Genomic DNA, 11354 nt, shown 5'->3' on the forward strand with positions numbered 1-11354 from the left:
TATCTCCTCAATTTTATAAGGAGATAGTCTATGGAAGGTAAAAACGAAAGTAAGTTTTCAACGTGGCACATTGTTATAACCGTGGTGGTGGCGCTGTTGGCATTTGGCAAGATGGGTACCAGACTTTATCAGGAACAAGTAGTTGAACCCAAACAACAGGAAGAGTCTAAAAACAGCGTGATGGTTCAGGTTTTGAAGATGGCTCAGGCCCGCTATGACCATATAGATATGATTCTTAAAGATGCCAATAAAAAAATATCGGGTGTGGATAAAGCTGATGATGGGAATTATATCGAGAGCATTCTCCGGGTCGACGACGATATTGTACTTACTACGGTATTAACGGCACCTCTTGATCCGAAAGAACTCAAAGCGATTAGTGAAGATCCAGATAAGGTGAAAAGAGAAACATTCGAAGAAACTCTTCCTTCTGCTTGTAATAAAGGAGATTTTTTCAGAACTATTATTGATGATGATTTTAATTTGAAGTTAGTACATAAGGATATTAATAAGAAAGAATTTATGTCCTACGTTATAACAAGAAGTGACTGCGAGAGTTTTGAAAATAAAAATTCGGTAGAGCCGACAAAATGATGAACCTATGATTTATTACAAAGGAAGTATCTAATCGCAGTTTGCTGTCATCTCTTTATGTGGTGTGAGTAATTTCCTATTCGTTCTATTGATAAACTATTGCGAAACGAGTTACAGATCCACAGCTCCCCCATCACTACCAGAAACAGCATTCGAATCATTAGTAGGAGCGCGTGAAATGGTAAAGATAATCTTCGTGCTGGCAATTGTGGCCAGCCTGGCAACTGGTTGTGTGCCGTTACATCCTTCCGGATGCCATAAAACCACGGCCACAGGTAATTGCAGTTCTGGTCGCCTGAATGATCAGGATGAATGGGGCGCGCAAGCGCGCGCAATCATCACAGCAATAAATGCCAAACTTGCTGATCCTCAAAGCTGGAAGGGGAAGAGATGCAGGTTGCATATAGAATTTTCTCAGGATGGCACGGCTTCAAACATATCAACTAGCAACGGCAATAAAGCATATTGCGAAGCGGTGAAGTCAGCAGCCCTAAAAGCCACATTCCCGGCATTCACCAATCCGGAGGTATATAGAGATTTTCAAAAGTCCGGCTTTGATATGCGCGGTTAGACACAAGATAATCATAAGTATGTCCGCTTCTCCCTGACAGCTGACAGCCGTTATTAATGGTCAATATTTCTGATTAAATCTGTACTCTGATTTTTCACATTACCCACGGCTCGAGTTACCGGATGCCAGGTAAATTCGTCAGCTGGTACCGCCGCTTCATGGGCCAGTTCGCTGGCTTGTGCACCGGTAGTCTCTGGATCCATCCATTCCAGTGCCGCTTCAGGTGCAAATACCAATGGTCGGCGGTCGTGAATATCAACCAGGCCTTTATCGGCCGCCGCCGTCACAACCAAAAATCCCTCTGCCTCATCCCCCATATCAAACGGCTGCTTACCAATAGCGGCGAAGAAAAGCGGCTTCTTATCTTTCCTGTAGATATAGTACGGCTGCTTTTGATCTCCTTCCTTTTTCCACTCATACCAACCATCAGCAAACACAATCGCCCGTCCGTGATTCCATAACGATTTGAACATTCGGCTGGTAGCTGCCGTTTCTACCCGAGCATTTATTAACGGAGCTTTATCCCACCATCCAGGCGCGTATGACCAAACTACGGGATCAAGGTGAAGAGAGTCATCGCGATTGTTCAACAGGAGAACTTTTGTTCCCGGCGCGACGTTATAACGACCAATCGGTTCGGGGTCATAGGGAATATCGCGCCCGGCCTCTTCCAGAAGAAATTCTAGATAGTCGTCACGGGATTGGATTTGAGTGAAGCGTCCGCACATACACACCTCCAGTAAACTTGAAGTATAGATGGAGGCAAAATGACTGACATTTTGAGGGCAAATTTGGTGGCATTAAATTAGCCAATATTTGCCGCTATTTACCATGGCAAGGTCCGCTGGTTTGCTGAGTGCTATCGGGGGGAGAGAGCTAACCCCGATAGTGGGATTTATTCAATAAAGGCGAGAACATTGGCTAATATTATGGTGATACCTCTACATGGGGGATTTTAGCCATATAAGGAATGAGGAATGTTCAAAAAGCTGAGCGTTATTGCTGTAACGGGTATTCTTCTTACGGGCTGCGCAACCCAGAACGATTTATCCCCGCAAGAAAAGAAATATCAACGTGTCAATGCCGCCGCACATCAATGTGCAGAGGATGTTAAAAATAAAACCATCGAATTAGCAGCCCAGGGAATGTCCACCCACGTTCGTTGGACGACCATCCAGTATGTGGTTACCGCTTCAGATGGCACAGAAAATCTGCGCACAGTGGAGTACAGAACGTCGTCAATTTTAGATAATGGCGCACCAGGGAATGCCTGGAGACTATGTATGAAAAATGAGGATGCGTTGGTACCCGAGTTAAAGCTCTGAGTGTCGTATTCACACTGGAAGCTCAATACCGCCGGGCTGTTGCCTGAATACTCCCCGAAGCCATTCTGAAAAATTTACACAACGTGTAATCCCTTCATCAATAAAGCCCTTTGATCCTGGTTGCTCAAAACACCATCAGCCCGAGTTACCGCTTCGCTTGATCAGTTCCATTGATAGATATACTGTATATAAATACAGTATTTATTGGGGGTATCAAATGGAACTTATTAAACCGGTATTGCTACGAGAAGTGATGACTTTGCCTTTGTTCAGCGACCCGGTGCAGTGCGGCTTTCCGTCCCCGGCACAGGACTATATCGAGCAACGCTTAGACATTCATGACCTGGTTGTCAGGCATCCCACGGCCACATACTTTGTGCGCGCAGCGGGGGACTCGATGATCGATGGGGGGATTAACGACACGGATTTGCTGGTTGTTGATTGCTCCCGGGCTGCTGAGCATAACGATATCGTGGTGGCTTCAGTCGATGGTGAGTTTACCGTTAAACGGTTGCAGCTTCGTCCCACCGTCCAGCTTAATCCAATGAACAGCGCCTATTCGCCGATCCTCATCGGTAGCGAAGAGACGCTCGATATTTTTGGTGTGGTGACCTTCATCATCAAATCGACGAGCTGATTATGTTTGCTCTGGTCGATGTAAATTCATTTTACGCGAGTTGTCAGACCGCCTTCCGTCCGGACCTGAAGGGCAAACCGGTCGTCGTGCTTTCGAATAATGACGGCTGTGTGATTGCCCGAAGCGCAGAAGCTAAAGACATCGGCGTCACAATGGGAGCCCCCTATTTTAAACAAAAGGATTTGTTCCGCAGATGTGGGGTGGTCTGCTTCAGTTCGAACTATGAACTCTACGCCGATATGTCGGACAGGGTGATGACGACTCTTGAGGAGATGTCGCCGCGCTGTGAAATATACTCAATTGACGAGGCTTTCGTTGACCTGACCGGCGTTCGCAACTGTCGCGATCTGGAGGATTTTGGTCGGGAGATTCGGGCCACACTTTTGTTGCGCACTCATTTGACGGTGGGTGTCGGGATCGCGCAAACCAAGACTTTAGCCAAGCTTGCTAATCATGCAGCAAAAAAATGGCAGCAGCAGACGGGTGGTGTTGTGGACATGTCGAATGTTGAAAGACAACGCAAAATGATGGCTTATTTCCCCGTGGATGAAGTCTGGGGGGTGGGGCGGCGAATCAGTAAAAAGCTTGAAGCGATGGGTATAAAAACCGTATTACAACTTGCGGACACGGATATTCGTTTTATCCGTAAACACTTTAATGTCGTGCTTGAACGCACCGTTCGTGAATTGCGCGGCGAACCCTGCCTTGCGCTCGAGGAGTTTGCCCCGACCAAACAGGAAATTGTTTGTTCTCGTTCATTCGGGGATCGCGTCACTGAATACGAGCACATGCGCCAGGCCATCTGTAGTTACGCCTCACGTGGTGCTGAAAAACTTCGCCGTGAGCATCAGTACTGCCGTTACATTTCTGCCTTCGTCAAAACCAGTCCCTTTGCGCTGAATGAACCGTACTACGGGAATCAGGCCGCCGTGAAGCTGCTTACACCCACGCAGGACACGCGTGACATCATCGCGGCGGCGATGCGCTGCCTCGATGCAATCTGGAAAGAGGGTCACCGATATCAAAAGGCCGGAATTATGCTCGGCGACTTTTTCAGTCAGGGGGTGGCTCAGCTCAATCTCTTTGACGACAATGCCCCGCGCAAGAACAGCGCAGCCTTGATGGAAGTGCTGGATCATCTCAACCATAAGAATGGGAAAGGGGCGCTTTATTTTGCCGGGCAGGGTATTCAACAGCAATGGCAGATGAAGCGCGAAATGTTGTCTCCGCGCTATACGACTCGCTTGTCTGATTTGCTGATGGTGAAGGTTAGGTAAGGGATTTAATCGGGTTAATTAAAGGGGGGAAGCAAAAGCTAAAAGTAAGAATGTTCCCGCTGGGTTTCCTGTCAGCAGGAATACCGACGTTATCAGTCGAAGTAAAGTCATCTGAGATTATTTGTCATGACTGCGGCCCGCTTTGGGCGAGTCGCAGTCATGGGAAAATAAAAAATCAGATAGCAATCAATCCTCAATCCGTATGATGCAGTTCTTACCTTTACGCTTAGCGATATAAAGTAATTTGTCTGCCTTCTCGAGGATCTGTTCCGCGGTTTCACCCACCAGCCACGTGGCCAGGCCGCAACTGAAGGAGACATGCAGGTTATCTTCTCGCCATTTGCGTTGTTGGACCGTTAGCCTCCATTGCTCCAGATGGTTATAACTTTCTGCATAGCTACAGGCCTGAAAAATCACGGTTATCTCTTCTCCGCCAAATCGATAAAGAGATCCAAGGTTTGCAATCACATCTAAACCCGACTGACTCACAAATTTTAAAACTAAATCACCAGTATGGTGACCATAGGTATCATTAATAGTTTTAAAATTATCCAGGTCAATGATGGCGAAATGGAATGAAGTGTTGTTATCAATAAGTTGTTTGATATCACGGTCAAATTTTCTGCGAGTGCCAAGCAGAGTAAGGCTGTCAGTCAGTGATATATTTTCCGCCTTTTCATTCTCCTTGTGCTTCTGTCGCATGCTACAAGTGAGATTCTCAAAGGTTGCGCTCTCTTTGGGGATTTCAATTCCATGAATGTTCATGAATAACATATGGAGTAATTGTTTGAAATAAATCCTGCACAACAACATGATAATCAGATAAATAATAATACAGGTAGCGATAGTGGCAAACAGCAGTAGCAATGCAGAGTGTAAGACGTTGTTGTATGACTCCAGACTTACCGTTGTGAATGCAATCCAGTCAGGATTATTATACGTCCGATAAAAAACATATACTCCGCTGTCATAATCGATAAAGTAACCATGTAACTCTGTTGCTTTTTCTATCCAGGAGAGAGGGACGCTACTGGTGAAAATCTCGTTTGCATTGGCATGCATGATGACACTGCCATCTCTGGCCACGACTCTAAACTGCCCGCGAAAAGGAATGACTTTATGTTGCAATATCTCACTCATTCTCTTTAAATCGAGTTTTAATGCGACATTCCCTTTTAATACGGCTTGTTCGTTAAAGATATTCATGCTGACGGCGATGGATTTATTGGTGTCGCTGTCATACTGGTTTTTATTTAATGAGACATAAGGCTTGGAAAAGAAAAACTCGTCTTTTATTGCACACTTAGGATACCAGGGTCTTTCCATCGGGTGGAAGTTAACGAGCTTTATTGTTTCAGGGTAAGAGTGGTAATGACCCTTCAAGTCTGAAATCAACGCGGCTCTAAAAAATATAGTTGAGTTTATGAGCGAGGGGATGATGCTGTTGACTTCAGTATGTTGAGCAGAAAGATAGTTATCAATGTTATTACCACTAAGACTTTCGACGATGGATTGTAGCAAGAATTTAATTTCACTCACCTGGTGTTCAATACTTCCTTGAGATGTGTTTTCTGTAACACGGGTCATCGTAGAAATAAAGTTTTCCTCAGTATTATTTCTAATGTAGAAAAATGTACAAGTTGAAATAAGTATAAAAGGTATAAGCATTATCAACATTAAAATTGTTACGGCTTTGTTTGTAGTTATTTTCATTTGCTCAATTAATCCAAATCCATTGAGGTGTTATTGTTAAAATTGTTTCAGCTCTTAATAAGAAGTTTAAAGAGATATTATAAGATTGTTTGATGGAACTGATCTATCTGGAATCATATGTGGTTGAATTAAGTGATGATATATTACCCTTAATTGAAAATAAACACGCGTTATAATTCCGCAGTTTTAATTATGCGCAAAATTACACACTCTTATTCGTTTTGCAGTCGTGAACAACAAGCATAAAAAAGCTGAACTCATGTTCAGCTTTTTAAGAGGATTTTGAAACTTAGTGTCAGATGGCTGGACGAGCAATCACGCTACGCGTTTCCATACGCACTTCTGCGATGGTCACATCAATCACATCGGTGACTTTAAAGGCGACTTCACCTTTAATTTGCACGGTGCCACTTTCCTGGCTGCAAACCATTTCGTCACGCACCGCGTGCAGGAATGGGGCAGGGATAAAGGCAACTGCGCCATTATCCACCAGACGAACACGCATTCCACCACGGCTGACATCAATGATTTCAGCAGCAAAACGGGTATCCGTTCCAGCTTTGTCTTTCAGGAAGCGAGCATACAACCAGTCACCGACATCACGTTCCGCCATCCGGTTCAGGCGGCGACGTTCTGCCATTTGGACGGTAATTTCATCCTGCGGACGGGCTGCGGTTTCACCTTTGATGATCGCTTTTAACAGACGATGGTTGATCATATCGCCGTATTTACGAATCGGTGAAGTCCAGGTCGCGTAAGCTTCGAGGCCAAGACCGTAATGTGGGCCTGGCTCGGTGCTGATCTCAGCAAATGACTGGTAACGACGAATGCGGGTGTCGAGGAAACCGGTTGGCTGCGCATCCAGCTCGCGGCGCAACTTGCAGAAACCATTCAGGGTCAGGACTTCTTGCGCGTCAACTTCCAGGCCATGGCCTTGCAGCATCGTGGCGAGTTGTTCGGTGTTCGCCGGATCAAAACCGGTATGGACGTTATAAATGCCGAAACCGAGTTTTTCACGCAGTACGATAGCCGCGCAGACGTTGGCAGCAATCATTGATTCTTCAACGATGCGGTTCGCGATACGGCGCGGCTCCGCGACGATATCCAGCACTTCGCCTTTTTCGCCCAGGACAAAGCGATAATCAGGGCGGTCTTTGAATACCAATGCGTGGGTACGACGCCAGTCAGCACGGCTCAGGCAAACGCGCTCCAGCAGGCGAATTTGCTTAGCAATGGCTTCAGCAGGTGGCTGCCAGTCGCCTTTTCCTTCCAGCCAATCAGAAACATCGTCATAAGCCAGCTTGGCTTTTGATTCGATGGTGGCCACGAAGAAGTTAATTTGCGCGTCAATCGTGCCGTCTTGCGCGATAACCATGCGGCAAGCCACTACCGGGCGTGTGACGTTTGGACGTAATGAACACAAATCGTCAGACAGTTCACGCGGCAACATCGGGATGTTAAAGCCCGGCAGGTAGTTGGTGAATGCGCGGACTTTAGCAATATCGTCAAGCTTGCTGCCTTCAGCAATCCAGGCAGTAGGGTCAGCAATCGCCACGGTCAGCTGTAACTTACCGTCCGCCAACTCTTCGACGAACAGCGCATCATCCATATCTTCGGTGCTGGCGCTATCAATGGTGACGAAATCCAGGGCGGTTAAATCTTCGCGCACCAGGCCTTCATCCAACATTTCTGTCGCAACACCGTTAGGGGCTTCACGCTCCAGATTGTGGCGTGACAGTGTCACCCACCATGGCGCAAGGTGGTCGTCGCCGAAGGTGATGAACTGCGTCAACTCAGCGTAAAAACCACGGTCGCCTTTAAGCGGGTGGCGCTTCATTTCTGCAACGGCCCAGTCGCCATTCTGGAAATCGTGCGTCACGTTACGATCGGCACGACACTGAATCGCATCGCGCAGTAACGGATGATCCGGCACGATAGACAGGCGGTCGTCTTTACGTTGTACACGGCCGACAAACCGGCTCAGGAACGGTTCGATAAGCTCTTCTGGCTCAGCGGTTTCGCGATCCTTGTCGGAATGAATCACCGCGCTCACGCGGTCACCATGCATCACTTTTTTCATCTGCGGTGGCGGAATAAAGTAACTTTTCTGAGCATCCACTTCGAGGAAGCCAAAGCCTTTTTCCGTGCCTTTCACCACGCCTTCAACGCGTGGAGTTTGGGAATGCAGTTGCTGTTTAAGCTGCGCGAGCAGCGGGTTATCCTGGAACATATTTTTTAGTTTTCGTGGCCAAAAGAGCGGCTGACAGTTTTACGCGAAACCACCCTTTGCAGCAAGTGATGATTAGCGTAAAAACATGGGATATCCAATGTCTAGCTGGCATTTCCCAGCCCGATTTTGAGTCGATTCAACCAACCGTATAATCCTGAAATCACCAGCAGTCGCAGTGCATCATCCTGGCTAAAACCCTGTTCAAACAAGGGTTGAAGCTGGGCGGCACTAAAACTGCCTGGTGCGCGAGTTAATACGCGTACCGCCTGAATAATGGCGCGCTCGCGCGGATGATTGTGACTCCACGCCTGTAACGCGCGTTCACCATTGCGTATCGCCTCGGGCAAACTGCTTTCACCCTGCCATTGTTTCGTCGCATCGCTAAAACAACTGACACTGCCGTTAATGCGCGCCGTCAGAAGACTCACCAGTACCCGATCGTCACGGGTCACGCCATCATCCGGGAGCAACAGAGTTGTCAGGTGACTCAGTACAGAAAGCGGCTGAGCATCATGTGCCAACAGCCAGGCCAGCGGGCTTAAAACGCTTTGTGGCAGACTCAGGTTCACCACATCAAGCTGATCCGTGTTCGCATAACGTTGTTCAACAGGCGGTAAGCCTGGTTGCCACACTTTATCGCCCTCAAGGAACAACTCCGCGCTGGCGTCCTGCTGTGTATCAAGACCTGGCAGCCAACGCACAGGTAAACCCTGGAGCGCCTGAAAGATGGCAATCACGCGCGCCTGAAAGCCGATAAACCCGATCAACTGGTTAAAGGTCACCATATCATTCACCGAAAGCGCGACTTCATCGAGCTGTTGGCGCGAAACATCATCAATCAAGGTGGGCTGGCTGGCCAACTGGCGGGCGTACTGGGTAATTTGTGTCAAACGGCGATTACTTTCCCGTGAGGAGTCAGGCCCGGGTTGTGGGGCCAGACGGGCTGCGTAATGGTTACAAAGCCGCTGCACGCCATACACTTGCGCCACCGTCAGTGCGGTGCTTAGCCGGTCATAACAACTTAGGGTGTGTAAACGGGTGACAGAGCTGGTTTCAGGCAGCAAATATTTCGCGGCATCACGCGCCACAGAAAGCCATGTAGCTTCAGATGCGCGTTGTTGAGCACTCAATTCTAAATCGAGTAAAAAACGGTCTTCGAGGTAAGCGGCCTCGGGAACGAGCGGTAATACGGCGTCACTGCGGCTGGACTGAGTCTCATGATACCAGTGGCCTTTGCCAGAGATGCGGCGTTGTTCCATGGTTGTTCCTTGGTCAAAGAGTTTATACCCTTCATACTTCACGTTGCCTGCGCGTTGGGGCAACTCGAATTATTTTGGGTATACAAGCCCGGAGAAAACCCTGACGGCCTGATTCGCTGCTTTATCCTGGCGTAAGCATGGAAGGCGACAAAAGAATGATCGGTGATAATAAATATCGGAAAGGTATAACTAAGGAAAAACAGGGGCGGAAAGAAGGGGGGAGAAAGGTGGTAGTCACGGGGCAGACGGATGCCCACCCCGTAAAGAACTGAATTAGTCTTTCAGTTCCAGTTCGTTCATTGCAGCGATGCTGAAACCGCCGTCAACGTGCAGAACTTCACCGGAAACACCGGCAGACAGATCTGAACACAGGAACGCTGCAGAGTTACCCACATCTTCGATGGTCACAGTACGACGAATCGGAGTAACCGCTTCGCAATGTGACAGCATTTTACGGAAATCTTTGATGCCAGACGCAGCCAGAGTACGGATTGGGCCAGCAGAGATGGCGTTAACACGCACACCTTCAGGACCCATCGCGTTCGCCATATAGCGCACGTTAGCTTCCAGAGATGCTTTAGCCAGACCCATCACGTTGTAGTTAGGGATTGCACGCTCAGCACCGAGGTAAGACAGAGTCAGCAGAGCAGAACCTGGATTGAGCATTTCGCGGCAAACTTTTGCCATCGCAACAAAGCTGTAAGAGCTGATGTCATGAGCGATTTTGAAGCCTTCACGGGTAACCGCATTCACGTAGTCGCCATCTAACTGGTCGCCTGGTGCGAAACCGATAGAGTGAACGAAACCGTCAAACTTCGGCCAGGTTTTAGCCAGCTCAGCAAACATTGCATCGATGCTTGCATCTTCAGCCACGTCACACGGCAGTACCAGGCTTGAACCCAGATCAGCTGCGAAGCCTTCAACACGGCCTTTCAGTTTTTCATTCTGGTAAGTGAAAGCCAGTTCAGCACCTTCACGGTGCATCGCCTGTGCGATACCGTAGGCAATGGAGAGTTTACTGGCGACGCCAGTGATCAGAATGCGCTTACCGGTAAGAAAACCCATAGCTTTGAATCCTTATAGTTTCTGCTTATTTTATGACTTTAAAATCATTCGGTTACGATTGATTAGTCACAATTTTTCAACACGAAAGTGAAATTATATCCCACTCAGCGCCTGTTGTGTCACCTTATTTTTACCACCCCGCCTGACTGGTTATCCCATCGCCAGAGGTCGGAACAGCCAGAGCATGATTCACGTACTACGCTTTAGGAGGAAATTTTCAATCCTGTTCACTCACTGGTGGAGCGTAATGATGAAGATCAATGTCGCAACGCGGGTAGATGCGCCCGTTGAGAAGGTTTGGCAGGCTTATATCGATCCGGAAGCCATTAAGCAGTGGAATACCGCATCTCCTGACTGGCACACGCCGACCGCAGCTGTCGATTTTCGTGAAGGCGGGCCATTTTCATTTCGCATGGAAGCCAAAGACGGCAGCATGGGTTTTGATTTTGCAGGCGTTTATACCCGAATTGTGCCGTATGAACTGATCGAATATAAGTTTGGCGAACGAGAGGCGAAGGTCGAGTTTCTACCGGCAGAAAAGGGCGTTGATGTTCGTCTGGAATTTGACCCTGATGACCAGTATCCCGTTGAGCACCAAAAGAACGGCTGGCAGGCGATTCTGGAGAATTTTGCACGTTATGTTGAAGCGCTACCGTAAATTGGCAGGGTGGAAAGCTTAATCC

At 47.9% G+C, this 11354-nt stretch carries 11 protein-coding genes; 6 read left to right on the top strand and 5 right to left on the bottom strand.

Translation table 11 applies throughout. The features are described from left to right. The first annotated feature begins 30 nt into the window (after window positions 1–30). Window positions 31–594, top strand: coding sequence for a hypothetical protein (locus tag WBL83_RS10740; protein WP_424589127.1), 564 nt, complete (start codon window positions 31–33; stop codon window positions 592–594). Window positions 595–772: 178 nt separating this feature from the next. Next, a complete protein-coding gene (locus WBL83_RS10745) occupies window positions 773–1165 on the top strand; it encodes a cell envelope integrity TolA C-terminal domain-containing protein (RefSeq protein WP_424589128.1) in 393 nt (130 codons plus the stop codon). Between the two features lie 53 nt (window positions 1166–1218). On the opposite strand, the gene WBL83_RS10750 is transcribed toward WBL83_RS10745, so the two are convergent. Then, window positions 1219–1893 carry an SOS response-associated peptidase family protein gene (locus WBL83_RS10750; protein ID WP_424589129.1) on the bottom strand — a complete coding sequence of 225 codons (675 nt, stop codon included), beginning with the start codon at window positions 1891–1893 and terminating at the stop codon, window positions 1219–1221. 249 nt (window positions 1894–2142) lie between these two features. On the opposite strand from WBL83_RS10750, the gene WBL83_RS10755 reads away from it, so the two are divergent. From WBL83_RS10755 to WBL83_RS10765, 3 genes are all read left to right on the top strand, one after another. Next, window positions 2143–2490: a hypothetical protein gene (locus WBL83_RS10755; protein WP_424589130.1), complete on the top strand. Its 348-nt coding sequence runs from the start codon at window positions 2143–2145 to the stop codon at window positions 2488–2490. A 217-nt stretch (window positions 2491–2707) separates the two neighbouring features. Further along, window positions 2708–3127 carry a translesion error-prone DNA polymerase V autoproteolytic subunit gene (locus WBL83_RS10760; RefSeq protein WP_424589131.1) on the top strand — a complete coding sequence of 140 codons (420 nt, stop codon included), beginning with the start codon at window positions 2708–2710 and terminating at the stop codon, window positions 3125–3127. Window positions 3128–3129: 2 nt separating this feature from the next. Continuing rightward, window positions 3130–4404 (top strand): Y-family DNA polymerase, encoded by a 1275-nt coding sequence (locus WBL83_RS10765; RefSeq protein ID WP_424589132.1) that lies wholly within the window; start codon window positions 3130–3132, stop codon window positions 4402–4404. A gap of 186 nt (window positions 4405–4590) precedes the next feature. On the opposite strand, the gene WBL83_RS10770 is transcribed toward WBL83_RS10765, so the two are convergent. From WBL83_RS10770 to fabI, 4 genes are all read right to left on the bottom strand, one after another. Next, entirely contained in the window at window positions 4591–6117 is a 1527-nt protein-coding gene (locus tag WBL83_RS10770) for a sensor domain-containing diguanylate cyclase (protein WP_424589133.1), read from the bottom strand. Window positions 6118–6412: 295 nt separating this feature from the next. After that, window positions 6413–8347, bottom strand: coding sequence for an exoribonuclease II (locus WBL83_RS10775; protein ID WP_424589134.1), 1935 nt, complete (start codon window positions 8345–8347; stop codon window positions 6413–6415). 101 nt (window positions 8348–8448) lie between these two features. Beyond that, on the bottom strand, window positions 8449–9606 hold the full coding sequence (locus WBL83_RS10780; RefSeq protein ID WP_424589135.1) for a CMD domain-containing protein: 1158 nt from the start codon (window positions 9604–9606) through the stop codon (window positions 8449–8451). 273 nt (window positions 9607–9879) lie between these two features. After that, window positions 9880–10671 (bottom strand): enoyl-ACP reductase FabI, encoded by a 792-nt coding sequence (gene fabI, locus WBL83_RS10785; RefSeq protein ID WP_064546403.1) that lies wholly within the window; start codon window positions 10669–10671, stop codon window positions 9880–9882. A 247-nt stretch (window positions 10672–10918) separates the two neighbouring features. Between fabI and WBL83_RS10790 the strand changes: the two genes are divergently transcribed. Next, complete coding sequence (locus tag WBL83_RS10790; protein ID WP_424589136.1) at window positions 10919–11329, top strand: SRPBCC domain-containing protein; 411 nt, start codon at window positions 10919–10921, stop codon at window positions 11327–11329. Window positions 11330–11354 lie beyond the last annotated feature (25 nt).

The organism is Buttiauxella sp. (assembly GCF_049686335.1).
GTDB lineage: Bacteria > Pseudomonadota > Gammaproteobacteria > Enterobacterales > Enterobacteriaceae > Buttiauxella.